The sequence below is a fragment of the Pseudomonas marginalis genome, assembly GCF_008692035.1.
In the GTDB taxonomy this organism is placed as follows: domain Bacteria; phylum Pseudomonadota; class Gammaproteobacteria; order Pseudomonadales; family Pseudomonadaceae; genus Aquipseudomonas; species Aquipseudomonas marginalis.
The window spans coordinates 890,433-917,156 of record NZ_VTFG01000001.1; the positions used below are offsets into that span (position 1 = coordinate 890,433).

The 26,724-nt window shown below is 62.1% G+C and carries 24 protein-coding genes and 1 tRNA gene; 9 read left to right on the forward strand and 16 right to left on the reverse strand.

What is annotated here, in order from left to right; translation table 11 throughout:
• Nucleotides 1-137: 137 nt before the first annotated feature.
• Together FX984_RS03825 and FX984_RS03830 are read left to right on the forward strand one after the other, a co-directional pair.
• The gene (locus FX984_RS03825; protein ID WP_146476271.1) at nucleotides 138-1,523 is read left to right on the forward strand and encodes an ATP-binding protein; all 1,386 of its coding nucleotides are present in this window, start codon (nucleotides 138-140) and stop codon (nucleotides 1,521-1,523) included.
• A 3-nt stretch (nucleotides 1,524-1,526) separates the two neighbouring features.
• Complete coding sequence (locus tag FX984_RS03830; RefSeq protein ID WP_027606710.1) at nucleotides 1,527-2,222, forward strand: response regulator; 696 nt, start codon at nucleotides 1,527-1,529, stop codon at nucleotides 2,220-2,222.
• A gap of 47 nt (nucleotides 2,223-2,269) precedes the next feature.
• On the opposite strand, the gene treS is transcribed toward FX984_RS03830, so the two are convergent.
• The 3 genes from treS to FX984_RS03845 are packed head-to-tail and all read right to left on the reverse strand — an operon-like array spanning nucleotide 2,270 to nucleotide 8,225.
• Nucleotides 2,270-4,333, reverse strand: a complete 2,064-nt coding sequence (gene treS, locus FX984_RS03835) for a maltose alpha-D-glucosyltransferase (RefSeq protein ID WP_141606488.1) — start codon at nucleotides 4,331-4,333, stop codon at nucleotides 2,270-2,272.
• Between the two features lie 43 nt (nucleotides 4,334-4,376).
• A complete protein-coding gene (locus FX984_RS03840) occupies nucleotides 4,377-7,412 on the reverse strand; it encodes a YobI family P-loop NTPase (RefSeq protein WP_455710201.1) in 3,036 nt (1,011 codons plus the stop codon).
• A gap of 36 nt (nucleotides 7,413-7,448) precedes the next feature.
• Nucleotides 7,449-8,225 (reverse strand): AraC family transcriptional regulator, encoded by a 777-nt coding sequence (locus tag FX984_RS03845; protein ID WP_146476266.1) that lies wholly within the window; start codon nucleotides 8,223-8,225, stop codon nucleotides 7,449-7,451.
• A 211-nt stretch (nucleotides 8,226-8,436) separates the two neighbouring features.
• Between FX984_RS03845 and FX984_RS03850 the strand changes: the two genes are divergently transcribed.
• From FX984_RS03850 to FX984_RS03860, 3 genes are read left to right on the forward strand one after another with little or no spacing between them, the layout of a single operon-like run.
• On the forward strand, nucleotides 8,437-9,363 hold the full coding sequence (locus tag FX984_RS03850; protein WP_092357101.1) for a 4-hydroxyproline epimerase: 927 nt from the start codon (nucleotides 8,437-8,439) through the stop codon (nucleotides 9,361-9,363).
• Between the two features lie 40 nt (nucleotides 9,364-9,403).
• Nucleotides 9,404-10,342 carry a dihydrodipicolinate synthase family protein gene (locus tag FX984_RS03855; RefSeq protein WP_146476264.1) on the forward strand — a complete coding sequence of 313 codons (939 nt, stop codon included), beginning with the start codon at nucleotides 9,404-9,406 and terminating at the stop codon, nucleotides 10,340-10,342.
• Nucleotides 10,343-10,345: 3 nt separating this feature from the next.
• A complete protein-coding gene (locus FX984_RS03860) occupies nucleotides 10,346-11,605 on the forward strand; it encodes an NAD(P)/FAD-dependent oxidoreductase (protein ID WP_146476262.1) in 1,260 nt (419 codons plus the stop codon).
• Nucleotides 11,606-11,856: 251 nt separating this feature from the next.
• Here the strand turns inward: FX984_RS03860 and FX984_RS03865 are convergent, their stop codons facing one another.
• The 4 genes from FX984_RS03865 to FX984_RS32385 all read right to left on the reverse strand — a co-directional run bounded on the left by FX984_RS03865 (nucleotide 11,857) and on the right by FX984_RS32385 (nucleotide 15,196).
• Nucleotides 11,857-12,777 carry an ADP-ribosylglycohydrolase family protein gene (locus FX984_RS03865; protein ID WP_027606716.1) on the reverse strand — a complete coding sequence of 307 codons (921 nt, stop codon included), beginning with the start codon at nucleotides 12,775-12,777 and terminating at the stop codon, nucleotides 11,857-11,859.
• Between the two features lie 48 nt (nucleotides 12,778-12,825).
• Nucleotides 12,826-13,833, reverse strand: coding sequence for a GlxA family transcriptional regulator (locus FX984_RS03870; RefSeq protein WP_092357095.1), 1,008 nt, complete (start codon nucleotides 13,831-13,833; stop codon nucleotides 12,826-12,828).
• A 315-nt stretch (nucleotides 13,834-14,148) separates the two neighbouring features.
• Entirely contained in the window at nucleotides 14,149-14,757 is a 609-nt protein-coding gene (locus FX984_RS03875; protein ID WP_092357092.1) for a LysE family translocator, read from the reverse strand.
• A 280-nt stretch (nucleotides 14,758-15,037) separates the two neighbouring features.
• Nucleotides 15,038-15,196: a hypothetical protein gene (locus FX984_RS32385; RefSeq protein ID WP_167361111.1), complete on the reverse strand. Its 159-nt coding sequence runs from the start codon at nucleotides 15,194-15,196 to the stop codon at nucleotides 15,038-15,040.
• Nucleotides 15,197-15,349: 153 nt separating this feature from the next.
• Here FX984_RS32385 and FX984_RS03880 point away from each other — a divergent pair, with 153 nt between their 5' ends.
• Nucleotides 15,350-15,886: a GNAT family N-acetyltransferase gene (locus FX984_RS03880; RefSeq protein WP_146476260.1), complete on the forward strand. Its 537-nt coding sequence runs from the start codon at nucleotides 15,350-15,352 to the stop codon at nucleotides 15,884-15,886.
• The gene (locus FX984_RS03885) at nucleotides 15,887-16,171 is read left to right on the forward strand and encodes a hypothetical protein (RefSeq protein WP_027606720.1); all 285 of its coding nucleotides are present in this window, start codon (nucleotides 15,887-15,889) and stop codon (nucleotides 16,169-16,171) included.
• Nucleotides 16,172-16,759: 588 nt separating this feature from the next.
• Here the strand turns inward: FX984_RS03885 and FX984_RS03890 are convergent.
• Nucleotides 16,760-16,833 (reverse strand) — tRNA-Cys (locus FX984_RS03890).
• 212 nt (nucleotides 16,834-17,045) lie between these two features.
• Nucleotides 17,046-19,334, reverse strand: coding sequence for a bifunctional acylase PvdQ (pvdQ, locus tag FX984_RS03895; protein ID WP_146476205.1), 2,289 nt, complete (start codon nucleotides 19,332-19,334; stop codon nucleotides 17,046-17,048).
• 236 nt (nucleotides 19,335-19,570) lie between these two features.
• Here pvdQ and FX984_RS03900 point away from each other — a divergent pair, with 236 nt between their 5' ends.
• A complete protein-coding gene (locus tag FX984_RS03900) occupies nucleotides 19,571-19,951 on the forward strand; it encodes a fe2+ zn2+ uptake regulation protein (protein ID WP_146476203.1) in 381 nt (126 codons plus the stop codon).
• Between the two features lie 8 nt (nucleotides 19,952-19,959).
• Here the strand turns inward: FX984_RS03900 and FX984_RS03905 are convergent, their stop codons facing one another.
• The 6 genes from FX984_RS03905 to FX984_RS03930 all read right to left on the reverse strand — a co-directional run bounded on the left by FX984_RS03905 (nucleotide 19,960) and on the right by FX984_RS03930 (nucleotide 24,741).
• Nucleotides 19,960-20,148, reverse strand: coding sequence for a hypothetical protein (locus FX984_RS03905; RefSeq protein WP_027606724.1), 189 nt, complete (start codon nucleotides 20,146-20,148; stop codon nucleotides 19,960-19,962).
• 180 nt (nucleotides 20,149-20,328) lie between these two features.
• The gene (locus FX984_RS03910; protein WP_065927338.1) at nucleotides 20,329-21,096 is read right to left on the reverse strand and encodes an ABC transporter permease; all 768 of its coding nucleotides are present in this window, start codon (nucleotides 21,094-21,096) and stop codon (nucleotides 20,329-20,331) included.
• Entirely contained in the window at nucleotides 21,093-22,292 is a 1,200-nt protein-coding gene (locus FX984_RS03915) for an ABC transporter substrate-binding protein (RefSeq protein ID WP_146476201.1), read from the reverse strand. Before FX984_RS03915 ends, FX984_RS03910 begins: the two co-directional genes overlap by 4 nt.
• Nucleotides 22,279-23,082, reverse strand: coding sequence for an ABC transporter ATP-binding protein (locus FX984_RS03920; RefSeq protein ID WP_027606727.1), 804 nt, complete (start codon nucleotides 23,080-23,082; stop codon nucleotides 22,279-22,281). Before FX984_RS03920 ends, FX984_RS03915 begins: the two co-directional genes overlap by 14 nt.
• Nucleotides 23,079-24,140, reverse strand: a complete 1,062-nt coding sequence (locus FX984_RS03925) for an acyl-CoA dehydrogenase family protein (RefSeq protein ID WP_027606728.1) — start codon at nucleotides 24,138-24,140, stop codon at nucleotides 23,079-23,081. Before FX984_RS03925 ends, FX984_RS03920 begins: the two co-directional genes overlap by 4 nt.
• Nucleotides 24,141-24,180: 40 nt before the next feature.
• Entirely contained in the window at nucleotides 24,181-24,741 is a 561-nt protein-coding gene (locus FX984_RS03930) for a carboxymuconolactone decarboxylase family protein (RefSeq protein ID WP_027606729.1), read from the reverse strand.
• Nucleotides 24,742-24,842: 101 nt separating this feature from the next.
• Here FX984_RS03930 and FX984_RS03935 point away from each other — a divergent pair, with 101 nt between their 5' ends.
• Nucleotides 24,843-25,748: an AraC family transcriptional regulator gene (locus FX984_RS03935; RefSeq protein ID WP_092357080.1), complete on the forward strand. Its 906-nt coding sequence runs from the start codon at nucleotides 24,843-24,845 to the stop codon at nucleotides 25,746-25,748.
• Here FX984_RS03935 and FX984_RS03940 read toward each other — a convergent pair.
• Complete coding sequence (locus FX984_RS03940) at nucleotides 25,745-26,656, reverse strand: LysR family transcriptional regulator (protein ID WP_108573002.1); 912 nt, start codon at nucleotides 26,654-26,656, stop codon at nucleotides 25,745-25,747. The genes FX984_RS03935 and FX984_RS03940 overlap by 4 nt on opposite strands.
• Nucleotides 26,657-26,724: the final 68 nt, after the last annotated feature.

Sequence of the window (26,724 nt, forward strand, 5' to 3'; positions counted from 1 at the left end):
GCAAGACGGGGTGGTGCAAGCCTTACCGTCATGCTGCTGGGCAAATGTGCAGGAAAATTGAAGATTGCCCGCCTGGGTTGAATGTTTCCTCCCTGGGGCCCTAAATGGGCGGGTCCACTCTTTTACGGCCCTTGTTCATGAAGTTGAGTATCTCCACCAAACTGTTTGTCGCGGTATCGGCCGGTGTGCTGCTGGTCATCCTCAGCATGGGCCTGGCCACCAGTTGGAGTTTTGGCCGCGGGTTCCTTGGCTATATCAATGAACAGGCGCTGGAGCGCATGGCCACGGTGGTGCCGCGCCTGGCCAGTGCTTATGCGCGCGAAGGCAATTGGGCGTTCATGCGCAACCGCCCGGATCGCTGGTTCGACATCATGCGCCCAGACCCCGACGAAGAACGGGTCACCCATGACCTACGTACACCGCTGGCCTCGGACTTGACCGGTGCGCTGTTTCGCATCGCCTTGCTCGACAAGGACCGCAAGCGCGTCACCGGCTACACCGCGATTGGTGAGGATGCGCTGGTGAGCCCCATTGTGGTCGCGGGCGAAACCGTGGGCTGGCTGGCCGTGACCCCGTTCCAGAGCGTGACCGAGGCCGGTGGCGAACGCTTCCAGCAATACCAGCTGCGCACCAGCCTGGTGATGGGCGTGTTCTCGCTGCTGCTGGCGATGCTGATTGCCTGGTGGATCGCCCGCACACTGCTGGAGCCGGTCAAGCGCGTGGCCGCCGCCACCCACCGCCTGGCCGGCGGCGACTACAGCAGCCGCGTGGCCGTGGCCTCCCACGACGAAGTCGGCCAACTGGCCCGTGACTTCAACCAGTTGGCCTATACCCTGGAGCGCAACGAAAAAATGCGCCGGGAGTTCATGGCAGATGTCTCCCACGAACTGCGCACGCCGCTGTCGGTGCTGCGCGGCGAGCTGGAGGCGATCGAGGACGGTGTGCGCAGCCTGGACCCGAATACGATGAAATCCCTGCTCGGCGAAGTCGGCATGCTCAGCAAGCTGGTGGATGACCTGTATGAGTTGTCCCTGGCGGATATCGGTGCGCTGACCTACCGCAAGGCCCCATGCATGCTCAACGACGTGCTCGAAAACAGCCTGGCGATGTACCGGGAACGCTTCGCTGCCCGCCAGTTGCAGCTCGACCTGGAGCTGCCGCGCGAGCCCATGGAGCTGCTGGCGGATGCCAGTCGCCTGCAGCAATTGTTTTCCAACCTGCTGGAAAATTCGCTGCGCTACACCGACGTCAACGGCAGGTTGCGCCTCAGTGTGGGGGTCGACCGCGACACGGTGCGTATCGACTTTCTCGACTCCGGGCCGGGCGTGTCCGCAAGCCAGTTGCCACGCTTGTTCGAGCGGTTCTACCGCGGCGAGTCATCGCGCAACCGCGAGCATGGCGGCGCCGGCCTGGGCCTGGCAATCTGCCGCAGCATCGCCAACGCCCACGATGGCAGCCTGGTTGCCGACCACTCGCCCTGCGGCGGCCTGTGGCTGACCCTGCGCCTGCCCCGGAGCCTGTGAACCATGCACGATGAACCGCCGATCCTGATCGTCGAAGACGAACCCAAGCTCGCCGCCCTGATGCGCGACTACCTGGAGGCCGCCGGCTATACCACCCGGTGCCTGGACAATGGCCTGCACGTGGTGCCCGCCGTGCGTGCCCACGAGCCCAGGTTGATCCTGCTCGACCTGATGCTGCCCGGCCGTGACGGCATGCAGCTGTGCCAGGACCTGCGCGGTTTCAGCGCGGTGCCGATCATCATGATCACCGCCCGCGTCGAAGAAGTGGACCGCCTGCTCGGCCTGGAACTGGGCGCCGACGACTACATCTGCAAACCCTTCAGCCCCCGTGAAGTGGTGGCCCGGGTCAAGGCCATCCTGCGCCGCAGCCCGCAGCTGCTCGGCACCGGCGCGCCGCGCCTGCTGATCGACGAAGCCCGCTACCAGGCCTCGCTGGACGGCATCGCGCTGGACCTCACGCCCCTGGAACTGCGCCTGCTCAACACCTTCGCCCGCGCCGCCGGCCGCGTGTTTTCCCGCGACCAGTTGCTGGATCACCTCTACTCCGACCACCGCGTGGTCACCGACCGCACGGTGGACAGCCATATCCGCAACCTGCGGCGCAAGCTGGAACAGGTATGCCCGGGGGAAACGCCGATTGAGTCGTTGTATGGGGTGGGGTATCGGTTTCAGTTGGCTGAAAAGCAGCCACAGGCCTGACAACACCCCTTCCCACATTGGGTTCTTCGGTGCTTGGAAGATTGAGGTTACATCGGCGTGCTGCTGATAACCCGCAGCGCCAACCCCTCGTACGCATCCAGGGTAATGGTGAACTCGCCCTCCGCCGTCAGGTCGCCCTCCACCCGTTCGTTGATGATGTCCACCACCATCCCCGCCGCGATATCCGGCAGGTTCAGGGTTTCGGTGATCGGCGTGGCGCCGAAGTTCAGCGCGGTGATTTGCGTGCCTCTGCCGGCCGGCAATTCGTGGACCATGATCAACAGGCCGGGGTTCTGCACGTCGGGCACCAGTATCTGGCGGCTGGCGGCGATGTCGTAGGCGCGGCGCACGGCGAGGATCTTTTGCAGTTGCGAGGCGAACGAGTCCGGGTCCTGCAACTGGCTGTTGAGGCTGCCGTAGAGGCTTTTCGAGCGTGGCATCTGGCCGGCCGACAATTCTGCGTCAGGGTTCAGATCCACCAGGTCGTACGCGCCGCGATGAATCCAGCGGGTATCGCCATCCTGCATCAAGTGCGCGACTTCCTCGGCGGCCAACGGCAGCGCGCCTACCAGGTCCCAGCCGGACAAGGCGAACACCCCGGGCTGCATGGCGTTGTACATCACCAGCAGTAAATGGATCTGGCGAATCTGTTGAATGTCGGCGGCACTGATTGCCTCCAGGTCGCGAATGCCCAGCGCCGCCGTGATGATGCTGGCGGTGGTGCAGGACACGCCATTGGTCACGAACTTGAGGTTATACGGCGCATGCTCGCCGGCCAGGCGTTCGTACATCTGCTCGCGGATGTGCTCGCGCAGGATATTGCCGGGGAATGTCTGCCCCTGGTAAAGGAAGGTGTCGTGGGCATGCAGGGTCCAGAAGTGCACCAGCTCCAGGGTCAGCTCATCGTGGTTCTGCAACGCGTGGATCAGCGAGCCGGGGTCGATGCCCTGGCGGTGCATTTCGCGCAGCATCAGGCGCAGGAATTCGGCATCGCCCATCAACAGCGCGTGCTGGTACGCCGGGCGGGTGATGAAGTCATAAGACAGGTCGGCGCCGCCATGGGACATCGACGCAATGTCATCCACCGTGAGGTTCAACTCCTGGAAGCTGAAACCGCCGGCCTTGCGAATCGCCCCGCCCAGCAACTGGTTGCCGGTGATCGACAGCGGATGGCTCTCGGACCAGGCCGTGCCATCGAGGGTGCGTTCCACGCCGAGGAAACCATTGGCGTCCAGGCGCAGGATTTTCGCGCCCATCACGTCGATGGCGTGCAAGGCGTCGCCGATGATCATCTGCTGCGCGGCGAAGGTCGGGTCGAGCCAGTTCAGCGACGGCTGGCCTTCCTTGAAGTAATGCAGGTACACCCAGCGACGCGGCTTGCCATCCACGCCAATGACCACCGGCGTGGTGCTCCAGTCGGTTTCCTTGACGCCGGGCTCGAAGAAGATCACCCGCTGTAACTGGCCGACGATATAGTGCTTGTCGCGCAGGGCGTCCACCTGGGCCGGGCTGAGGTTCTGCGCGTCGCGACCCTCGGCTACCTCGGGCAGCAACGGCCAGTCTTCCTCGCGGATCTCCACCATATGGTAAAGGCCGGGGTAATCCTCGTAGGCCATCTCCGCCAGGCGAAAGTCCGCGCCCTTGCCGGTGTGGGACGGAATCACGTCGTCGATGATCACCGCATTGTGCGCCGCCGCCATGCGCGTCAACGCCTGCAACTGCGCCTCGGTGCCCAACTGCGGGTCGATCTCGAAGCTGATGCGGTCGAAATTGCCGTCGATGGTCGGCGTGTGCCGGGTGCCGGTCAGGCCACCGGATTTCTTCAGCGGGCCGTTATGGATGCCCTGGATGCCGATCTTCGACAGCGCATGCCACAGCGTCTCATCCCCCAGCGCCTCCAGCACCGTACCGCCCTCACGCGTCACAATCGACGCCGGGTAGGCGGTAAACCACACCGACGACAAGGCCGAGGCATCACGGGGCCGGGTCTGCGCGTACGGCTGCTGCCACAACCGGCCCTGGCCCGAATAGAGCTTGGCGCGCTGGCGTGCCGCGTGCAGCATCGATTGTTCCACCAGCCAGTTCACATGGTTGTTTTCAGCCGCGGTCATAAGCGTGGTACCTGTCGTCGTGAATGGTTCCACCGCGGCGGTATCAAGGGTCGATAACACCGGGTGTAGTCATATGAGGCGTGGTGGGGCTATTCGTTGCATTGAATATGCGGTTGCGTTGCTCGAAGCGATCAGCTTCACGTTGACTGGCGTTATCTTTAACAATGTTGTTGATCTCGTCCGTGTACGGCAGGAAGTCGGAAACTATGAGCAGCTCCCAGCGGTTTTCCGGAACGTTATCCAAGACATCAATCGATTTGAGGCGGGTCGTCGACAATAACCGTGCAAGCGTGTCATTCGAGATCGCCTTCTGGCGCAGCAAATACTGTTGCAGCTCACCATGCTCGTCGGGATGCAGCGTCCACAGCGTGTCAGCCAGGACATCTACGTGGCGCTCAAGAAACCTGTTCAATATCTCGTTTTTTGGCTTGCGGCCCAATGCATTGCCCTTTCCGAAAAGAAGCGGGCGACCGTCCCTTCTAGGAATAGATCGAAAATACGTCCAGACCGCCTGAGCCGTCTCACTGACTCTATCAGCGTCCAGCAGGCGTCCCCAGGTTGCAACAGGAGCGCTCTCAAGTACAGCCAGGGAACAATCGGTTCGTTCGAGTAATGACGCCACCCATTCAGGTTCACCCTCAATTGCCGCCAGTAAAGCACTCAACGACTCTGCGGACTCATCCAGCATCCCCTGCTGCCCCAGCAATGCCTTAACCAGCGTCTTCGGGGAGTGAATGAGCAACTTGTCGATGCCATCCAGTTGCAACGCCAATAGCCGACGGTAGGTCACGAGCGCTTCATGGCCTGTTTTAACGTCAAACGTTGAACAAATCAGGCTGAGCATATTCAGTTGAGGCTCGACAAACCCCAAGCTCACCAGTTGCCTGAGGTCATCTGCACGCGTGGTATCGCTCAGGTTATGAAATTGCACGGGCTGTTCATGCAACCACGTCCACGCGCCCTTACCCTGCGCCAGCAGTGGGACCAGATCGGAAACATCCGGCAGTCCCTGAACGCTGTACAGAACACCGCTGTCGCCCCCGTCAAGCACGGCGGCTTGCTCATGGGTCAGGCTGCTGAAGATCGCGCAAAGCAACGCCTGCCTTGGATCGCTTGGCACAAATAACACCAGCGTCTCCAAGAGCATGGGATCAACGTGATAGATGGCCTGAATCAAGGCGGACGCATGCGGGCTCGGCAGAATGGAGCCGACCGTCTCGGCAAAGCGCTCCATGAATTGAGGGGCCGTGTTAAGGATCGTAGACAGTTTCCCTGCGTTGGGCCCATCATCGGCAGCGCTGTATTGACTGCACAGGTATTCGACCAACCCGCAGATCAAGCCGCGGCCCTCCTCCAGGGTTTCATGCTCAAGTTTACCAAGCACCCTCGCTGGGTCGTTGACGATGGTCATCACCGGCAGGGACTCACCTCGGCGCAAGGCCAGGATAAGGTTCTTGTCATCCTGCGTCAGTGCGCCTTCGTAGAAGAAGCTCAGGTAATCGTTGTAATCGGTATCGATAAAGCCGGCACGCATCAGGTCGGCCACGGCGTCAAGGCCCGCGAGCTTGCCGGCCAGAACCTCGCCGTACGCTTGCTTTGCGCCGACTCTGAAGGTCATTCGCTTGATATGGATGAGCTTGGTTTTGAACGGTTCGATTTCTTGCTCGAAACGCGCTGGCTCGGTATTTGAGCCTCGATCCTCTAGAAAGAGGATCTGACGTTCTGTCTTTTCTTCCTGTTCAACCCGCCACCCACCAAACTCGCTGAACACCGAATAGATCGTGCCGCGCCGCTTGGTCAGATCGGCAAACGCTTCCGGGTACAGGTTGCGCACCACCACCATCGCGAACAGCTTATTCGCGTCCAGCACCACACCATGACTGCCCAGCAGGCTGGAGAACATGTCGAACTCATTGACGATGTTCTTGATCAACCTCATCTCATCGATGTAGTAGCACACCGTCTCGATCATCCCCGGATCCAGGTGCCCTATCACCGCTTTAAAGCGCTCTGCCCTCAGCAGGCCCATCATTTTCTCCCCTGAGTTCTCCAAGTTCACGACGGGAATCACGGGAATGATCAGGTCGAAGAACTTGGTCTTTTCACCCACGGAAAACAGCTCATCACGGATGGCATAGATGAAATGAACGGGACGTTTGATTTGGGGAGATTGCCTGATGGTGAAATTGATCTCGCGCAACCGGAAGAACACGTCCTGAATGCCGAACCTGTCGAGGTCCTCAATCACCACCACGTCGATATCACTGCGTTCGAAGCAGTAAATGATTTCGTCGAGGTACTTGTGCAATACGGACCCATGATGGGTCGCTTCCAGCTTTCCGCCCTTCAGCGTCAGCCCATCGATGCTGAAGAGCGAGAGGTACTTCAACACGCAATGGAGTATGTACAGGCTCGATGCACCGGCAAAAACCACAGCGCACCAATCCGGCAGGCGCATCAGCGCGGGAATCAGCCACGCGGGATCGATCTTCGGGAGCATATTGACGGAGGGGAGATATATGCGCAGAACGCTGACAATCAGCAGTGCGAAGAACACCGTGTGCAGCGCAATGCTGGAAGCGGGGGCTTGTACGATGCGCTTCAATCGCGTTTTCGGCAGTCGCTTGGCGGGCACTGCGTACAACAGTTGCTGGACGATGGTCTCCTCGATGCGCGACATCAGATCGGCTTCTGCCTCGGGCCCTTTCGGCGTGTCCTTGCTGAAGGTCGCCAGTGAAACCAGTACGTGCTCGTACTCCGGGTGACGCTCAAAAAAAGTTCTGATCACACTGCTCTTACCGGCACCGTAGCCGCCGGTTATCGCAATATTGCGAACCTGATCGTTTTCGAGCGCGTGCAACAACTCACTTTCATAACGATCCGCTTGCTTGCCCTCGAGTAAAACAGGCGTCAGAGGTTCGAACGCCCCCTCACTCCTGGAGCCAGCCTTGGAAGCCCTCCATGCCTTTAGAAAAGCCTTAAGACTCCGTTGAAACCTGAGCACTATTCCTTGAGTCACTGAATCGTCCTGTCTTGCAATCTGGAAGGGCACGCGAAGGCGCAAGCCATGATAGCTCATTGCCATTTTCCCCGTCCTGCCATCTGACTCAAGCCCTCACATTTCTGCCCCTCCCGTCGCCTGCCGATACTGCCTCGGCGTAAACCCCGTCGATGCCTTGAACTGCCGGGTGAACGCGCTGTGGTCGGTATAGCCGCACTGCAGCGCGACTTCGGTAATCGGCATGTCGCTGTGCAGCAACCGATGGGCGTGTTCCAAGCGTACTTTCTGGATCATCTGCCGGGGTGTCAGGTGGAACACGCGCTTGCAGTAGCGCTCCAGTTGCGCCACGGAAATCCCGGCGATGCGCGTCAGTTCGCCGAGGGTGACTCGGCGGTTGAAGTGCGTGCGGATGTGCTCGTCCACAGCGGCCAGGCGTTGGTAGGCCGGGTGGGTCTGGCTGGCCGATTGCAGGTCGACCGATATCCCGGCCAGGCCGATGATGCGGCCTTCGTGGTTGTACAGCGGCCATTTGTGGGTCAGGCACCAACCGGGTTCGCGGCTGCCGTAGAGGTGCAGTTCGAGTTGGTCTTCCAGCACAAAACCCTGCTGCAGCACGCGCCGGTCCTGCTCGGTATAGCCCGGCCCCAATGGTGCGGGAAAGACGTCGGCGCTGGTCTTGCCCAGCAACGGTTGCAACTGCTTGAGGCCGCAGCGCTGCACCAGGGTGCGGTTGGCGAGGACGTAACGGGCCTCCAGGTCCTTGATGAAGATGGCGGCATTGGGGATCACGTCCAGCATCGGCAGCAATTGCGCTACGCCGGCCAATAGTTGCTCGATGCTGTGGGGAGGACTGGCCCCTTGGCAAAGGCTCGCAAACGCGCGTTGAAGCATGAGTGTCTCTCCCCGGCTGTCACCTTGATGGCAAGCAGATTGCCCCATGCCCGGGGTGCTGTCGAGCAGGGCGAACTGTGCTGATTTCGTCATCAATGTCGGCAAAAAACATCAATCGCCGCCCAGCCTGCGCGTTCACGATAGGGCCACTGCATGCCTATCCCTACACTCACAAGAAGGCAGCCCACAGCTCTTATTGATGGAGCGCGTTATGAAGCGACTGCATGTGATCGACTCCCACACCGGCGGCGAACCCACGCGCCTGGTAATGACCGGCTTCCCCGCGCTCAAGGGCGCGAGCATCGCCGACCAGTTGGAGAACCTGCGCACGGAGCACGACCCATGGCGCCGCGCCTGCCTGCTGGAACCCCGTGGCAATGACGTACTGGTGGGCGCGCTGTACTGCGCGCCCGTCACCCCGGGCGCCACCTGCGGGGTGATCTTCTTCAACAACGCCGGTTACCTGGGCATGTGCGGCCACGGCACCATCGGCCTGGTGGCGTCCCTGCACCACTTGGGGCGTATCCAGCCGGGCGTGCACACCCTCGACACCCCGGTGGGGCCGGTGGCCGCGACCTTGCACGACGACGGCGCCGTGACCCTGCGCAACGTGCCTGCCTATCGCTATCGCCAGCAGGTGACGGTGGATGTACCGGGCCATGGCGCAGTCCAGGGCGATATTGCCTGGGGCGGCAACTGGTTCTTCCTGGTCTGCGAGCATGGCATGGCGTTGGAGATGAGCAACGTCGACGCCCTCACCGACTACACCTGGGCGATGCTCAAGGCCCTCGAGGCCCAGGGCATCCACGGCGCAGACGGCGCCCTGATCGACCATATCGAACTGTTCGCCGACGACGCCCACGCCGACAGCCGCAACTTCGTCATGTGCCCTGGCAAAGCCTACGACCGCTCCCCCTGCGGCACCGGCACCAGCGCCAAGCTGGCGTGCCTGGCCGCCGATGGGAAACTCAACCCCGGTGAAACCTGGGTACAAGCCAGCATCACCGGCAGCCGCTTCGAAGGCCGATATGAATGGGACGGCACACGTGTCATCCCCTTCATCACCGGCCGCGCCTACATGACCGCCGACAGCACCTTGCTGATCGACGAGCAAGACCCGTTTGCCTGGGGCATCTGAGCCCACCCCCTTTGATTGAACGCTGCAAGGAGCCAGGACAATGAGCGACAACATCTTCACCGGTTGCGTCCCCGCACTGATGACCCCATGCACCGCCGCGCGCAAGCCGGACTTCGACGCGCTGGTCGCCAAGGGCCGCGAGTTGATCGATATCGGCATGAGCGCCGTGGTGTATTGCGGGTCCATGGGCGACTGGCCGTTGCTCACCGAAGCCGAGCGCCAGGAAGGCGTGGCGCGCCTGGTGGCGGCCGGCGTGCCGACCATTGTCGGTACCGGTGCGGTGAACAGCCGCGAGGCGGTGGCCCACGCCGCCCACGCGGCCAAGGTCGGCGCCCAGGGCTTGATGGTGATTCCGCGCGTGCTGTCCCGAGGTGCGTCCGCCACCGCGCAAAAGGCGCACTTTTCGGCAATCCTCAAGGCCGCGCCCAACCTGCCGGCGGTGATCTACAACAGCCCTTACTACGGCTTTGCCACCCGCGCGGAGTTGTTCTTCGAGCTGCGCCGCGAACACCCGAACCTGATCGGCTTCAAGGAGTTCGGTGGCGCTGCCGACCTGCGCTATGCCGCCGAGCACATCACCTCCCAGGACGACAGCGTGACCCTGATGGTGGGCGTCGATACCCAGGTGGTGCACGGTTTCGTCAACTGCAACGCCACGGGCGCGATCACCGGCGTCGGCAATGCCTTGCCCCGCGAAGTGCTGCACCTGATGGCCCTGAGCAAGCAAGCCGCCAAGGGTGATGCCAAGGCCCGGCGCCTGGCCCGGGAACTGGAAGCGGCATTGGCGGTGTTGTCGTCCTTCGATGAAGGCTGCGACCTGGTGCTGTATTACAAGCATCTGATGGTGCTTAACGGCGATATGGGCTACGCCCTGCACTTCAACGAGACCGATGTGCTCAGCGATGCCCAGCGGCGTTACGCCGAAACCCAGTACGCGCTGTTTCGCCAGTGGTATGCCAACTGGTCGAGAGAGGCGTAGCGGATGCACGACCCTGACCCTGCGGATATCGCCGTAATCGGAGCCGGCATCATTGGCGTTGCCTGCGCCCTGCAGCTGGCGCGCCAGGGGCGGAAAGTGCGGGTGATCGACCAGCTGGCGCCCGGCATGGGCGCCTCCTACGGCAACGCCGGGCACCTGGCGACCGAGCAAGTGTTCCCGATCGCCGACCTGTCGATCCTCAAGCGCTTGCCCGCCATGCTCACGGACCCCATGGGCCCGCTGCGCCTGGACTGGAAATACCTGCCACGCGCCCTGCCCTGGTTCATCCGCCTGCTGCTGAACCTGCGCCCGGCGAGTTACCAGGGCACGGTGACGGGTCTGCGCGCGCTCAATGAAGCGAGCCTTGGCGCCTGGCAACGGTTGCTGGCCAGTATTCAGCGCCCGGAGCTGTTGCGCGAAGATGGCTCACTGCTGGTGTTCGAACGTTCAGACTCCCGCGCGGCCATCGATGGGTTGCAACGGCGCATGCAGGCGCAAAACGTGCCGGTGGAGTTCTGGTCGGGGGATGCCATACATGAGATTGCCCCGCAATTGGCCGCGCAGATCCAGGGCGGCCTGTTTTTCCCGCGAACAGGGCACTTCCTCGACCCTTACCGATTGGTCTGCGAATTGGTGGAGGCGGCCAAGGCCAGTGGCGTGCAGTTCCTCCAACGCCAGGTGCTGGATGCGCGGATTGAAGGCGATGGCATCACCGTGAGCACCGATCAAGGCACCTTTGCCGCCCGCCAGGTGCTGATCGCCTGTGGTGCCCACTCGGCCAGACTCACCGCCGCCCTGACCGGCAAAAAAGTCCCGCTGGACACCGAACGGGGCTATCACCTGATGCTGCCCCATGAACAGCAGCGCCTGCCGTTTGCCGTCACGTCCCTGGAGCGCAAGTTCATCATGACGCCCATGACAGGCGGCCTGCGCCTGGCCGGCACCGTGGAATTCGCCGGCCTCGACCGCCCGCCGAACATGGCGCGGGCGTGGCAGTTGCATCGGTTGAGCCAGGGGTTGTTTCGTGAGGATCTGAGTGCAGAGGACGCGACGCCGTGGATGGGCTTCAGACCGTCGCTGCCGGATTCGCTGCCGATTATTGATCGGGTGTGTGACGGGAAGGTGCTGCTTGCGTTCGGGCATCAGCATTTGGGGCTGACCCAGGCGGCGGTGACGGCGGAGATGGTGGGGCAATTGGCGTCGGGGGCGCCTGCGTTTTCGGGGTTGCCGGCGCTAGGGCCGTATCGACTGGGGCGGTTTTGAGAAGAACCGCCACCTCCAAGCACAGCAACTTGCACACGCTATTTCATGTGGTAAGCGGGCTTGCCCCGCGTGGGGGGCGAAGCGCCCCTGATCAAGACGAATGCCGAGTCTCAGGCACTCCTCTGCGCCTGGTTTTGGGGCTGCTGCGCAGCCCAGCGCGGGCGGTGCGACGATTCGACAAGCCCGCTCACCACAATTGAGCTCGACAACTCCCACATTTGATCTTCATGGTTTTGCAGACGGTGCTCGCTTCACTGCACGAGATTACCGGTCGAAGCTGCCAACAGGGCATCCGCCATGCCTTGGATTTCTTCGCGCATCCACAGCTTTTCCAACCAGTCGCCAGGAATCGCTTGGGCGCCATAATATGCACCGGCCAGTTGGCCAACGATGGCTGCGGTAGTGTCTGCGTCATCGCCCAGATTGGCCGCCATCAGCACTGCCGCCGCAAAGCTGTCGGTATGGTGGAAGCACCAGAGTGCGGCCTCAAGGGACGCCACGGCGTAGCCGGTGCCGACGATGTCATCACGGGACTTCTCCAGGTAATTGCCCTGCGCAAGTGCGGCGACGTTGGCCGCCGCGAGGTCCATATGCGCCAACTGCAATACCTGATCCTTTGAAACACCCTCAAGCGCATTGCTGATTGCCTGGGCCAGCACCAGGCAGCACTCGATTGCTTCCTGAGCAGCGTGGGTGGTGCGCGAGCTTTCGGCGGCGTAATAGCGGATACGTTGAAGGTCCGGAAAGTAAAACAACACCACCGGTGCAAGGCGCATCATCGAACCATTTCCGGCGGAATACGGATCCGTAGAGCCTGAAAAGGGGTTTGCGCTGTCTTGATACGCCGTTAGCGCCTTACTCACGGTCAGGCCAATATCGAAACAGTCGCCGGTGGAGCTCAAATAGCCCCATTTCCACCAATTCAGATAGCGACCCATCTGATCCGCCGCGTCAAACCCCTCTTTGCGCAACAGACTTTCGGCCAGGCACAGCGCCATTGAAGTATCGTCGGTCCACTGGCCGGGCTTGAGGTTGAACGGCCCTCCTCCCACCATATCGGTGAGCGGAGTAAATGTGCCACGGGGCATGAACTCCACCGTGGTCCCGACTGCATCGCCACAGGCCAAGCCCAGCAAACTGCCGCGATAACGATCCAAACGTGTAAGAGACATGGGTCCTCCTTGAAAAATCATGCCGGCGCGCATAGAGCGACAGTCACCTTACTTGACCAACCGCTTCTCCTTGGAGGGGCGATATCCGAAATACGAGCTGTAGCATTTGCTGAAATGGCTCGGCGAGACAAACCCGCACGCCACCAGCACCTCCACCTGTGACAGTTCGGTGTGCTGCAACAGCCGGCGTGCTTCGGTGACGCGCAGTTCCATGTAGTAGCGCTGCGGCGTGGTGCCCAGTTGTTCCTTGAACAGGCGCTCCAGTTGGCGGCGCGAGCGGCCGGCGTAGACGGCAAGTTGGTCGAGTTCCAGCGGTTCTTCGAGGTTGGCGTCCATCAGCTTGACCACTTCGCGCAGGGGCGCGCTGACGCTGACGTTTTCGGTGGGTTTGATCCGCCGGTAACGCGATTCTTCGAAGGCCAGGATGTCCTCGATACCTTCGACCAGGGCTTTGTCGTGCAAGCTTTTGATCCAGTCCAGGGCCATGTGGAAGGCGCCGGAGGGGCTCGACGCGGTGAGGCGGTCGCGGTCGATCACGTAGGGCTCGCTGGTAACGTGGGTGGCCTTGGACACTTCCGCCAGGGCCGGGCGGTGTTCGGGGTGGATGGCGCAGCGGTAGCCCTGCAGCAGGCCGGCGCGGCCGAGGAACCATGCGCCGTTCCACAACCCCGCGAGGCTCACACCCTGCTCGGCGGCCGTGCGCAGCAGCTGGATGAAGGGATCGTCAGCCTTGAGTTCGGTGCGAAAGCCCCCGCAGATCACCAGCAGATCCAGGCCTTGCAGCGCGGGCGCATCGAGACGCGCGTCGGGGCGGATCACCAGGCCCAGGTCGCTGATGACTTCCCCGTCGTCACACCCGAAGGTCCGCGTGGCGAACAGATCAGGTCGCAGCAGGTTGGCGGTGACCACGGTATCGAGGGTCTGGGTGAATGCCGGCAGGGAAAAATGCTCGAGCAGCAGGAAGCCGACGCGGGTGACCGATGCCGGCTGGGAGGTTTCATTGAGGTAGCGCAGGTTCTTGCCTTTCATGCCACCGCTGAACTGGCGTCTTTCCATCGAGGGTTGGCCCACTTTTATTGTTGATGCAATGGGCGCCATCTTAGGGGGAAAAACGCTGGCTGTCTCAGGCACTGATCTTGAAAAAACCACGGGCGCCAAAAGCCCGTGGCAGAACCCTCGCCGGCGCATCTGATACGGTTTTTTCTTTGCTATCTGCGCCTGTATTGAAACGCCGCCTGGGCGGACAATGGCCCCCATCCCTACCCCCTTCCCTTCGGAGGCCTTATGACCAAGATGGCGATTTTCCTGTTCGGTTTTTTAGTGCTGACCATCGGCATCGGGCTGCTGGCGACCATCTCGCCGGTTTAGCGCCTAGCCGGCAAACAACATCGGGTACAGCGACAGCACCAGCAACCCGGCCATTGACCAGTTGAACAGCCTCACCCAGCGCGGTTCGCGCAGCACGTTGCGCAAGCCGCTGCCACACCCGACCCACACGCACACACTGGGCAGGTTGACCACGGCAAAGACCAGCGCAATCACCAGCACGTTGGTGACATAGCCCTCAGCCGGCGTATAGGTGGTGATGGCCCCGAGCGCCATGATCCACGCCTTGGGGTTCACCCACTGAAACGCCGCCGCGCCGAGGAAGGTCATGGGCTTGCCGTGTTCCTCATTGCTATCGGACATGCCGCCCGCCGTGGCGATCTTCCAGGCCAGGTACAGCAAGTACGCCGCGCCCACATAGCGCAACACCGTGTAGGCCCACGGGAATACCTTGAACACTTCGCCCAGGCCCAGGCCGACCGCAATCACCAGCAGCATGAATCCGAGACTGATCCCCAGCGCATGGGGCATCGAGCGGCGAAACCCGAAGTTCACCCCCGAGGCAAGCAACAGGGTGTTGTTCGGACCTGGGGTGATCGAGGACACGAAGGCGAACAGCACAAAAGCCGACAGCAGGCTGGTAGACATGGACATGGTGCGGCATCCGAGCGGTGTGGTAGGCCTGCGACAGTAGTGGGTTATGCCGCCCGGCGCCTCGTACAGCCAGGCACGGATCGAGGCATACACTTCAGGTTCAGATGGCTCCGGCGTTTTCACAAAGCTTTCACAGACGCACCCTTATGGTGAACCCAGCTCCTAATGAACATCCCTTTTAGCCCGTGCTCCCCATCGCGGGCTTTTCTTTGCCTGGGATTTATCCGGGGCAAAAAAGAGGCAGGCCATTGTTCATGGCCTGCCTCCCGTTGACTGACTGTCAGCGCGGACCGCCACCAGGGCCGCCGCCTTGACCATGACCACCACCGCCATGGCCACCACCCCCGCCACCGCCCGGTGGCATGAATATCCAGCAGCCCGACAAGGTCGACAACAGCGCGACAACAACAGCCGCCTTGGTTAGGTAATTCAACTTCATGACAACGCTCTCTGCTTTACAAGGTTGGGTGTACGTCAAGTAAGACCGCGTTAAATGAAGTCCGTCATGGGTTTCGTGTAACGTCTTGGTAGGGTTTGTGTTGGGGTGGATACACGTCAACTCATTGGGTACGCGTTAACCGGGGGGAAGAACATGCTCAACATTCGCGCAGCGACCAAGGCCGATCTCGATAGCCTGCGTGCAGTCGGCTGCGAAACCTATCAAGCGCATTTCTCGACACTCTGGCCTCCCTCAGGCATGCAGGACTTTCTCGAACAGGATTTCTCACAGGATTCGCTCAGCCGCTCACTTGAGCTGCCCGACCGTCATTCGTGGCTTATCGCCTCAGACGAACGGGGTAACCCCTTGGGTTTCTCCAAGGTCAACTGGTCAACCCCGGCGCCGATCACTGGCGAATTGGGGGCAGAGCTGCAGAAAATCTATTTCCTCAAGTCCGCCGCCGGTCTTGGCTATGGCAGGCAACTTTTGCAGGTTATCTGCGATCAGGCGGTGCAGCGCAGGGAACGCTTGCTGTGGCTGGACGTGCTCAAGAGCAATTTAAATGCCCAGCGGTTTTACGCGGGGTTTGGGTTTCGCCGGATCGGTGAAATCCCCTTCAGCACGGATTTGGTAGAAATAGGGATGGTGGTCATGGGCCTTGAACTGAATCAGCACCAGGCGGAGAAGTAGATGAACGAGTTGATACAGGGCCTCGATGGACCCAGAACCGCCCAGCAGGAATTGTTTTATGACCTGGAAGATGCAACTGCAGTCATTGGCTGGTCCGTGGTTGAACTGACAGCCCTGGCAAACAGCAGCAGGACGCCGAGTGAGGCGTTGGCGCTAGTGAAGATCTGCACGTTGCTGGCAACTCAGCGGGAGAAAATCGCCAGGTACGCGGGTGAAGTGAAGGCGCAGCGCATCAGCAGGTCAGAGACTGGCGCTGAAGATAGAGTTCAGTACGCTCAAGAATGAGGGCCTCGACTCGGAAATCGTAGCCAGCCCTCGATCTTTACGTCAGTGAACAGTGCGAGCCAGCGGGAGCCGACTCGATCAAGTCATTCGACAGCAGCGTCAGGTTGAGCGTTTGTCGTCGAGATCATGTAGTTTTTTAACACCCTTCCCCGTCTTTCGCTCGTATTGATGATGAAAAAACCAAACGACCAAAAGTAGCATCGCCAGACCAAAAATGAATAGCAACAGCTCTATTGCGGGACCTTCGTGTGAAAACATTTTCGTTCCTCATCCTGAAGTAGCGTGACTTGAAAACAGCCACAACCGAAATTATTCGTAACAATACGAACATTTTCAGGGTAGTCGCCAACACGGGCCATGACAACCTTAAAAGCCTCCTGACCCTTGATCTAGACACGTCACTCGTCGAAAAACCCTTCGAGCGCGGGAGGAACAAGGCACAACGCTGTACACAACGGCAAGGGAATGGCGCCTGCACAGGCGGATGCGGAGGGAGGTAGATCGGCCTGCTCGAGAGGTTGGCACCCGGGCCTTTTCTTCCGCCCAATAAAAAACCCCGTAGACGTTAATCTACGGGGTTTTCAAGAGTGGAGGCCGAGGTCGGAATCGAACCGGCGTAGGCGGATTTGCAATCCGCTGCATAACCATTTTGCTACTCGGCCTCAAACGATCAATGCCCTTGCCACTGGCATTCACCGCATAAAAACTTGAGTGGGCCATAGAGCCCTACCTCTACTCTAACTCATTGAATACATTGAAGTTTTTAATGCTTCGTTGCGTTCGATGGGCGCCATTATGTACTTATTTGCTTTTGCCTGCAACCCCTTGATTTCAAAAATATTTCGTATTGGCATCAAGGAGTTGCGCGCCTGCCCTACTCCTTGATGAGCTGCTGCTGGTACTGCGGGTCGGCCTTGATCTGGGCGTCGGTGAACGGCAGTGGGCGCAGTTTTTTCTCGGAGAACGCTTGGGTCTGGTCCTTCGAGTATTTCGATGCCGGGTTGCTGGACAGGGAGAATGCCAGCAGGCCTTGGGCGTGGGGGCCGTGGTCGTCGAAGGTGACGATCTGCAGGTAGCTGCTGCCGCTGACCACTTCGCGCTTGCCGTCGGCCCGGGGCACGGTTTGCATGGCGTTGTAGATCCCCAGCGCTTGCGGGCCGCCGTGGATCGGGGTTTGGCCGCTGACCTGGATATCGCCCCATTTGCTGTCGGCGTTGAGGCCGAGTTTGGCCACGGCTGCGGTGGAGGCCAGCATGGCTTCGCGCAGGGCCTTGGCCACGGGGGCGCGCTCGATGGCCAGGCCCCGTGGGGTGGTCAGGGGTTGGGCCGGGTCGAACGCGACGCGCCAGGCATCGGGGAGTTGCTGCAGGTCTTCAACCAAATTGATGAAGTGCACCAGGCCCAGGCCGCTGTCGAGGTTGGCGTGCCGGTCCCAATCGGTGAGGTTGGTGCACAGTGGCTTGAGCGCAGCCGCGTCGGCGCCCAGGTGTTTGGCGCAGAATTCCAGCAGGTCGGGCATGACCTGGCCGGCCAGGTACACCTCGTTGTCCATGACCATGTTTTGCAGGTCGGCGACGCTGATCGGTTGCGCCTCCAGGGATTGCAGGCGTTGCAGGGCGAAGCGTGCGCGCGGGCCGAGGCCGATGTGGTCCTGGCTGATCACCGGGGAGAAGCCGGTCAACGGTGCCTTGGGGTTGGCCAGCCACGCCGAATCGTTAGAGTGCTGCACGTAGTCGCTACGCTCCAGCTGCGGCAACTGGTCGGCGGGGAAGATGCCGGCCTGGGCGGCGCGCGGGTCGACGTCCCAGGCGCAGGCACTGCGGGCGCCGTCGAGCATGATCATCTGCAGGCCGGCACGCGGGTCGCTGCATTGCGCCAGTTTGGCCGCACTGACGTTGGGCACCACCGACAGGTTCATGTACAGGCTCTGGCCCTGGTCATCGGCGGCCAGGGTATTGACCCACGGGATGCCTTGTAGGGTGTGCACCGAGGTTTGCAGGTCCTTGAGGCTCGTGGCACGGTTCATGGCATACCACTGTTGCAGGACGCGGTCGTTGCCCAGGTTGGCATCGCGCAGGCTGAAGGCGTGGCGACTGTCCCAATCCAGCTTGCCGGGCCATTGCACCACGGGGCCGAACTGCGAGCTATAGACCGGATGGGTCACCGGCTTCACGCTGCCGTCCGCTTGCCTGACCTGCACCGTCACCGAGGTTTTCTCCAGGGGGATGGATTTTCCATCCAGCATATAGCGCGTGGAGTCCTTGGGATCCAACGTCAGGCGAAACAGGGTGAAGTGCTTGGACGTATCCACCGTGTGCGTCCACGCCACATGCTGGTTGAAGCCGATATTGATCACCGGCAGGCCGGGCAGCGCGGCGCCCATCACATCCAGCTGGCCGGGGATGGTCAGGTGCATTTCATAAAAGCGCATGCCGCCCACCCACGGGAAATGCGGGTTGGCCAGCAACATGCCACGGCCATTGAACGAACGGTCGCGGCCCACCGCCACGGCATTGCTGCCGCGATCCAGGCTGAAGCGCTGTTGATTGGCGGCGGCCAATTCGAATGCCTTGGCGCTGGGTTGCACACTCGCGGTGGCCTGGGGCGGCGCGGCGCCGACCAGGGCTTCGGCGAACTGGCCGACACCGCCCTCCACCAACAACCTGCGGGTCAATTTCACCAGGTCTTCAACCACCAGCGGCCGCACCCAGGCCGCCTGGCACTGGGCGGGTGCGCCCTGTTCTTTCAGATAGCGGTTGTAGCCGGCCACGTAGCCTTGCATGCGCTGTTGGATCTGCGGGCTTTGCGCCTTCCAGAAAGCCGCCACCGCGCCCGGAGTATTCAGCCAGGTGAAAAACACATCGCTGGCCAGGTTGTTGCGCTCTTCCAGGGTCGACTGCTCGGGGCCGAAGTACCGGGCCCGCTCGCCGTTCACGGTAGCCACTTCATTGGCCAGCAGGCATAGGTTGTCCTGGGCATAGGCATAACCGATCCCGAAGCCCAGGCCACGCTCGTCATTGGCGCGAATATGCGGCACGCCGAAACTGGTGCGGCGGATATCCGCCGACGCCTGCGTTGTCGACTCCCGTGCCGTTGCAGCCAGGCTCACCCCCAGCAACAGCCCCGTCACGCACACCCTGGCCAACCCGTTGGAAATAATCACACAGACTCCGCAGTCAAATTGAACACCCTCACAGGGGTAACCACCCCACCGTAAGGACGCAAAAAACCGGGAGAAATTTAACCCTGGAGCGGGTTTATTCGAGGCGCTGCAGATGTGACAAAGCCGATACCGACAAATTTTCTACATCACGCCCTTCATGATTTAGCACGCTCGTTCGTCTTATTAACTAAGAGCGCCATCATTTTCCTGATCAGGCTCTGATAAGGAGTTTTTGCATGTACAACCCGCAAGTGCCCACGGACGGACATTCACCCTCAGCCGACAGCCAATTTGGCAACGGCGCCCAAGCGTTCGGCAAAACCCCCGAACAGCAAGGCAACCAGCGTATTCGCCACCTGCTCAAGTGTTTCGGCCTGCGCACCAGCCTGATCCGGCTGAAGGTCATCGACGCCCTGCTCACCGCCGCCGACAACCAGCGCACCCTGGGGGTACGTGGCGTGCACAGCCATTTGCTGGAGCTGGGGATCCCGTTGTCGTTCCTGAGTGTGCGCGAGGTGCTCAAGCGCCTGTGCAGCGAAGGCGTGATCACCCTTAACGCAGATAAAAGCTACAGCCTCCATGAAGAGGCTGCCAAGGTACTCGACGCTCGAAGCTGAGGCGGACCTTAAAGCTTGACCTTGCGGCGCATGATGCCGTTGATCACCACCACGACGACCGCGACGGCGATGGCGATGGTCTGGAACGTCTTCTCACTGATAAACCCGATGTTCTGCAGGTAGGACAGGCCAAACATCGTCGCCAATACCGCCAGGGCGATCAGGATCGAGTATTTCAAGCGTTGCTTTTGGGTCATGACGGGTTCCTGAACCGGAAGAATGTATTCACTGTGTATCGCCGAACACGCCAGGCACATACCCGGCGACGGGATGCGCGGGGTCGACGGGGTCTTATGTTACAGGTGATGAAAAGCTTTGGCTCCTCCGGTGTGCCGCTCACCCCGACGACGGCGGGCCGCCGGGCTCAGGCCATGCCGTCACTGGCTCCCGCCATGCACCCAGCGCTGATGCAACCCGCGTGCAAGCGCATCCAGGGCAAACCCCAACAGCCCGATCAGCAACACCATCGCCATCAGTTCCGAATAGGCCAGGCGATCACGGGTATCCAGGATGTAGTAGCCAAGCCCCGCGCTGACCCCGAGCATTTCGCACGGCACCAGCACGATCCACAGGATCCCGATGGCCAGCCGTACGCCGGTCAGCACGTGGCCCACCACGCCAGGGATGATCACCCGGCGCAAGGTTTCCCAGCGCGTGGCGCTCAGGCTGCTGCTCAACTGCAGCCAGCGCGGGTCGAGTTGGCGCACGCCGGCGGCGGTGTTGAGCATGATCGGCCACACCGCGGCAAACGCCAGCAGGAAGTAGATCGGTTGGTCCCCTACCCCCATCAGCATCACCACGATGGGCATCCAGGACAGCGGTGAGATCATCCGCAGAAACTGGAAGGCCGGCGTGGTCGCCGCTTCCAGGTTGCGCGAACTGCCCACCAGCAGCCCCAGCGGCACCCCCACCAGCAAGGCCAGGAACAGCCCGACGAAGATACGCTTGAGGCTCACGACAATATGCAGATACAGCTCACCGCGCCCCAGCAATTCCCACAGGCTGCTGAAGGTGGCGGCCAGCGAAAAGCGCGCAGCCAGGCCGCCCCCATCGCCCCACACCTTCACCCCCAGCCACCACAGCAACAACAGGCCGGCCAGGCCACTCAACCCGAGCAACCAGCCCGGGACTCTGCGGTTGTTCAAACGCCAATCTCCTCGATCCGCTCAAAGCCCTCGGGCAAACCGAAGGTGCCCATGCCGCCCACCGCTTGGATGGCGTTGCGCACAAAGCGGTCATCCACCAGATCCTTCGCTACAAAGGCCGGGTCCAGGTCGGCGAGGAATTTCTTGTCCCCCTCGATCAGCGTGTCCTTCAAGCGTCGCACCAATTCCTCGGTGTAGCTGGGGAATGGATAGGGCTGGAAGTCGATGCGGTGCTCGTCCCAGTCGGCATGCCGGATCGCGCCATCGGCCAGGTAGGCCGCGCGGTCGGCAGCGGCTGGCGCCAGGACTTTGCTCAACACCGGCTCGGCATGTGGCGTGTAGCGGTTCGGGCCGTCCTTGGACAGCAGTTTCACCGCCTCTGCGCGGTTATCACGGGTCCACACCTGGGCCTTGACGATCGCATTCACGACTTTCTGCGACCACTCCGGGCGATTGTTCAGATCATGTTCGTGCATGAACACCACGCAGCACGCGTGATTGCGCCACACGTCGCCGGTAAACCGCTGCACACGCCCGACCTTGAGGTTCTCCGCCAGGGCGTTGAACGGCTCGGCGACGATATAACCGTCGATGCGCTGGCTGGCCAGGGCTGGCGGCATGTCCGAAGGCGGCAGCACGATCAGGTTGACTTCATTGGCGCCGATCGCGCTGCCGGCGGCACGCGCCACCGGGGTCAGGCCGTTGTCGCGGAACAGTTGCTGCACCACTACGTTATGGATCGAATACCAGAACGGGATCGCCACGGACTTGCCGCCCAGCTGCTTCACCTCGGTAATGCCCGGTGCCACGGTGAGCCCCGAACCGCCCACATGGTTCCACGCCACCACCTTGGCCGGCACCTGGCTGCCATAGCGTGCCCACACGGTCATCGGCGACAGCAGGTGGATCACGTTGACCTGCCCGGAGATAAACGCCTCGATCACCTGCGCCCAACTGCGCAGCAACACCGGGCGCTCGGCCTTGATGCCTTCGGCTTCGAACAGGCCGTTGTTATGCGCCACCAACAAGGGCGTCGCGTCGGTGATCGGCAGGTAGCCGATGCGCACCGGCGCATCCGGCTCGCTGGCGGCGCGGGCCTGCAGGCTGCTCAGCAGCGGCAAGGCGCCGGCGGCACTGAGTACCGCGGAAAGTTTGAGAAAGTCACGGCGCGAGTGGGTCAGGTCATCCAGGCACATGGCTGGGCTCCGGCAGGTCAAGGGTTTGGGGTTGAGGGCGGCTCGCCTGCCGTAGGGTTTTAAGAATCTCGATGCGCAGCGCGCCGATCGCTTCCACCTGTTCTTCCCGCGGTTGCGGCAGGTCGATGCGCCATTCGCCCAGCGTCCGCGCCGGGCGGTTGCCCAGCAGCAGGATGCGGTCGGACAACAGCAGCGCTTCGTCGATGTCATGGGTGATCAACACCGCCGCCGAACCCTGCTCACGGTTGACCTTGAGCAACAGGTGCTGCATATCGGCACGGGTCACTTCATCCAGCGCACCGAAGGGCTCATCCAGCAACAGCACCTGGGGCTGGCGTGCCAGGCAACGGGCCAACGCGGTGCGCTGGGCCATGCCGCCGGACAGCTGCGCCGGAAATTGCTGGCGGGCGTGCTCCAGGCCAACCGCCGCGATGGCGTGGTCGACGCGCCGGCGGCGCTCATCAGCGCTCAGGTGCGGCTGGCGGGCGAAATCCAGGCCGAACGCGACGTTCTTTTCCAGGCTCAACCACGGCAACAGGCTGGGGTCCTGGAACGCTACGGCGACACGTGGATGGGGGCCGCTCAACGGCTCGCCCAACACCTGCACCTTGCCTTCCTGGGGCGTCTGCAAACCGGCGAGCACCCGCAACAGGCTGGACTTGCCGACCCCGCTGGGGCCCAGGATCGACACCACTTCACCGCGCTGCAATTGCAGGTCGAAGCCTTGCAGCACCGGGCCGCCGGCGTACCCCAGGCCAATGCCCCGGGCACTCAATACCACCGGGCTCACAGGTTGGCCTGGCGTTGCAACTCGGTGCGCAATTGCACCAGGCTGGGCGTGACGATCGGCACAAATGCCGACTCCCGCCAGCGCCGCGCAAACCCACTGCCATGGGCCGTGAGGTAAGCCTTGCCGCCACTGGCCTGCAGTTCCAGCTGCACCGCGCTGGCGGCGGTTTCGGCCAGGCCGATGCGCAACTTGAACAGCGCCACCGGCTCGGCGGCGAAGCGCCCGGCGAGCAGGCCATTCTGCAGCTCGGTCACCAGGTGATCCAAGGTCCCGCGCAACCCTTCGAGTTCTTCGCGCAGCACCGTGCGGGCCGCGCCCAGGTGATGGGCGACTTCCGCCAGCGAGCGCCGGGCCAGGCCGATCGACATACCGCACTGCAAACCCAGGAACGCCGGGCGCACGGCCGGCAGGAACTTGCGTGCATCCTCGTGCAGCAACCACTCGCGACTCAGCTCGACACCTTCCAGGCCCAGGGCTGCGGTGTTGCTCGATTGCAGGCCGAGCAGTTCCAGGTCGCCGGAACGTTGCAGGCCAGCCACCGAATCCGGGATCGCCAGGATAAACGGCGCGCCGCCGCCGGCATGCTCGACCGCCGCCGCCGCGACAAAGCCGTTCTTGCGCAGGTTGGTCACCCAGTGCAGGCGACCGTTGAGGGTCCAGCCGTGATCGGTGGGCTCGGCGCTGATCTGCAGCGTCTCGATGCCCGACAGGAACTTCATGGCATTCGACAAACCGGTGGCCCCCGCCAGCCTGCCGCTGAGCAGGTCCGGCAGCAATTGCTCGCGCAGCCGCTCATTCGGGCTCTGCAGCAAATACTCGATAAACGAGCGCTGGCCCCAGCACACAAACGCCGCCGCCAACGAATGGCTGGCGACATGGGCGATGGCCTCGACAGCGCCGGCCACATCGCCGCCCAGGCCGCCGAAGGCTTTTGGCACACCGATACGCAGTACGTTGGCCTCTGCCAGCCGGGGCAGCACTTCCTGGGGATCGCAACTGCCCACATCCAGGGCCTGCGCTTGAACATCGAGCCAACGGCTCAAGATCGGGTCAAGCATTCATGTTTCTCCTTGTCAAAGCAGCGGGACCATCAGCCATTCAGCTGGCCGGTTTTTCCCAACGGTATTGCGCCAGCTCCGGGTTCAGCGGGGTACGGGCAAACACGTTAGCGAAGTTGCACAGGGTTGCCAGGCTCACTCCCAAAATAACTTCCAGGGCCTGGCCTTCGGTGTAACCGGCGGCGCGGAACGCGTCAAAACCGGCGTCGCTGACATCGCCACGGGTGGCAATGACTTCCCGGGTAAAGGCAGCGAGTGTCTCATACCGGGCATTGGGCAATTCGCCGCGCTGGCGCAGGGCGTCGATCACCTCTTCCGGCAGCTTGGCCTTGTTGCGCGCCACGGCGGTGTGGCCGGCGACGCAGAAATCGCAGCCGTGGGTGGTGGCGGCAATCAACTGCACCACTTCGCGATCGGCCAGGCTCAGCTCGGCCTTGGCGTTCAGGCCCGAGACGGTGATGTAGGTTTCCAGCGCCGCCGGGGCATTGGCCAGCACGGCCAGCAGATTGGGGATGAAGCCCGAGGCTTTCAGCGCATTTTCCAGCAGCGGCTTGGCGGCGGGTGGCGCGGTTTGCGGGGTGAGCAGCGGTACACGGGACATGGAGCGGTCTCCTGAGGGTTCGTGTATCCAGTCTGTTGGTTATAAGAAATCCTCTCAATAGGCTAAAGTAGCGATTACTTGCTCTTGAGTCTTTCCATTAGATGAATTCTTCCAGTGCCCTTGTCGATTGGTTATTAGACAGCCTCGAACTCAACACCAGCCTGTTCCATGTCGGGCGCTATTGCGGCGATTGGCATGCCAGCACCCACGGCCTGGCGCGTGCGAGTTTCCACCTGATCGTGCAAGGCGAGTGCTGGCTGCACATCGCCGGCGAACCCACCGCCGTAGCGTTGAACAACGGCGACGCGGTGTTCCTGCTCCGTGACCTGGAATATCGGTTGTCCGGGGCAGCCACGGCGGCTGGCGCGCAGGAATGTCCGCGACGCCCGATGCTGCCCCTGGACAACGGCGCCAGCGACGGCGTGGGGCTGGTGTGCGGGTTCTTTCACTTCCAGTCGGGCTTGTCGGCGATGATCGTCGACACCCTGCCCGCGTGGATCGTCCTGCGGGCCGGCGACCCCTCGCTGACGGCCGCCCGCAACCTGTTCGAGCTGATCCTGCAGGAGTGCCAGCGCGACCCGGCGCCGTCCGCGGCCTTGCTCGAGCGCCTGTGCCACCTGCTGTTCCTGTATGTACTGCGCCAGCAAGTGCTGGATAACCACGCACTCGGTGGCCTGGCCGCGCTGGGGCGCCAGCCGGCGTTCGCGAACCTGCTGGAACACTTGATCGCCCGCCCGGCAGACGCCTGGACCCTGGAAAGCATGGCGGCCTGCACCGGCTTGTCGCGCTCGGCGTTTTTCAAGCGCTTCACTGAATTGTGCGGGCAGTCGCCCGGCCAGGTGCTGCTGATGATGCGCATGCGCCACGCCTGCCAATTGTTCAAGCAGGACCAGACCGTCGCGGATGTCGCAGTGGCGGTGGGTTATCAGTCCGTGGCGGCGTTTACCCGCGCCTTCCACAAAGTGACCGGGCAGCAACCCGGCGCTTACCGCAAGGCCCAGGCCTAGCGGTGCAAACCGGTGCCCGGCTGTCGGCACAGCTCAACCAGCCAGTCCACGAACACCCTCACCCGCTGTGACAACTGGCGATGGGGCGGATACAGCGCCGTCAGCGCCATTGTCGGCACGGGCAACTGCGCCAGCACGGGCACCAGGCGGCCCTCGGCCAGTTGCCGCATCGCATGATAGTGCGGCGCCTGAATCAGGCCGTAGCCGGCTTCGCACGCAGCGAAATAACCATCGGAGCTGTTGACCGCCACGCGCTTGGGCAACTGGATCGAGTGCACGGCGTTGTCGACCAGGAACTCCAGGCCGAACCGCTTGCCGCTGGCCGTGGAGACATACTCGACCATCTGGTGATTGGCCAGGTCGTCGAGGCCCGCCGGTATGCCCATGCGCTCCAGGTACCCGGGGCTCGCCAGGGTCAGCTGGTCCATCATTGCCAAAGGCCTGGCCACCAGCGACTCATCCAGCGCCGGACCGCCGCGCAGCACGCAATCCACACCTTCGCGGATCAGGTCCACCGGGCGGTCGTTCAGGCCGATGTCCAATTCGATCTGCGGATAGCGCGCGGTGAACGCCGGCAACGCGGGAATCACAATCAGGCGCCCGATCCCCGAGGGCATATCCACGCTCAGGGTGCCGCGTGGGTTCTGGCGGCGGGTGGAGAACACCGCCTCGGTTTCCTCCAGGTCGGTGAGCAACTGTACGCAACGCTGGTAATACGCCGCGCCGTCCAGGGTCGGGCTGACCTGGCGCGTGGTGCGCTGCAGCAACTGCACGCCCAGGTGCGCTTCCAGTTGCTTGATCAGGATGGTCACCGACGCGCGCGGCAGTTGCAGGCTGTCGGCGGCCTTGGCAAATCCACCCAACTCGACAATCCGGGTAAACACCCGCATGGCGTTAAAACGATCCAAGGGCCGACTCCAGGAGGATTATTTAGAAATTATCAATAGTGATAGTGCTTTTAGCCGGTTTATCCCGG

Bases quoted from the DNA above. Each gene is read 5' to 3' on its own strand.
- FX984_RS03825 (WP_146476271.1), top strand. From the start codon at position 138: ATGAAGTTGAGTATCTCCACCAAACTGTTTGTCGCGGTATCGGCCGGT.
- FX984_RS03830 (WP_027606710.1), top strand. From the start codon at position 1,527: ATGCACGATGAACCGCCGATCCTGATCGTCGAAGACGAACCCAAGCTC.
- treS (WP_141606488.1), bottom strand. From the start codon at position 4,333: ATGACCGCGGCTGAAAACAACCATGTGAACTGGCTGGTGGAACAATCG.
- FX984_RS03840 (WP_455710201.1), bottom strand. From the start codon at position 7,412: ATGAGCTATCATGGCTTGCGCCTTCGCGTGCCCTTCCAGATTGCAAGA.
- FX984_RS03845 (WP_146476266.1), bottom strand. From the start codon at position 8,225: ATGCTTCAACGCGCGTTTGCGAGCCTTTGCCAAGGGGCCAGTCCTCCC.
- FX984_RS03850 (WP_092357101.1), top strand. From the start codon at position 8,437: ATGAAGCGACTGCATGTGATCGACTCCCACACCGGCGGCGAACCCACG.
- FX984_RS03855 (WP_146476264.1), top strand. From the start codon at position 9,404: ATGAGCGACAACATCTTCACCGGTTGCGTCCCCGCACTGATGACCCCA.
- FX984_RS03860 (WP_146476262.1), top strand. From the start codon at position 10,346: ATGCACGACCCTGACCCTGCGGATATCGCCGTAATCGGAGCCGGCATC.
- FX984_RS03865 (WP_027606716.1), bottom strand. From the start codon at position 12,777: ATGTCTCTTACACGTTTGGATCGTTATCGCGGCAGTTTGCTGGGCTTG.
- FX984_RS03870 (WP_092357095.1), bottom strand. From the start codon at position 13,833: ATGGAAAGACGCCAGTTCAGCGGTGGCATGAAAGGCAAGAACCTGCGC.
- FX984_RS03875 (WP_092357092.1), bottom strand. From the start codon at position 14,757: ATGTCCATGTCTACCAGCCTGCTGTCGGCTTTTGTGCTGTTCGCCTTC.
- FX984_RS32385 (WP_167361111.1), bottom strand. From the start codon at position 15,196: ATGAAGTTGAATTACCTAACCAAGGCGGCTGTTGTTGTCGCGCTGTTG.
- FX984_RS03880 (WP_146476260.1), top strand. From the start codon at position 15,350: ATGCTCAACATTCGCGCAGCGACCAAGGCCGATCTCGATAGCCTGCGT.
- FX984_RS03885 (WP_027606720.1), top strand. From the start codon at position 15,887: ATGAACGAGTTGATACAGGGCCTCGATGGACCCAGAACCGCCCAGCAG.
- FX984_RS03900 (WP_146476203.1), top strand. From the start codon at position 19,571: ATGTACAACCCGCAAGTGCCCACGGACGGACATTCACCCTCAGCCGAC.
- FX984_RS03905 (WP_027606724.1), bottom strand. From the start codon at position 20,148: ATGACCCAAAAGCAACGCTTGAAATACTCGATCCTGATCGCCCTGGCG.
- FX984_RS03915 (WP_146476201.1), bottom strand. From the start codon at position 22,292: ATGTGCCTGGATGACCTGACCCACTCGCGCCGTGACTTTCTCAAACTT.
- FX984_RS03925 (WP_027606728.1), bottom strand. From the start codon at position 24,140: ATGCTTGACCCGATCTTGAGCCGTTGGCTCGATGTTCAAGCGCAGGCC.
- FX984_RS03930 (WP_027606729.1), bottom strand. From the start codon at position 24,741: ATGTCCCGTGTACCGCTGCTCACCCCGCAAACCGCGCCACCCGCCGCC.
- FX984_RS03935 (WP_092357080.1), top strand. From the start codon at position 24,843: ATGAATTCTTCCAGTGCCCTTGTCGATTGGTTATTAGACAGCCTCGAA.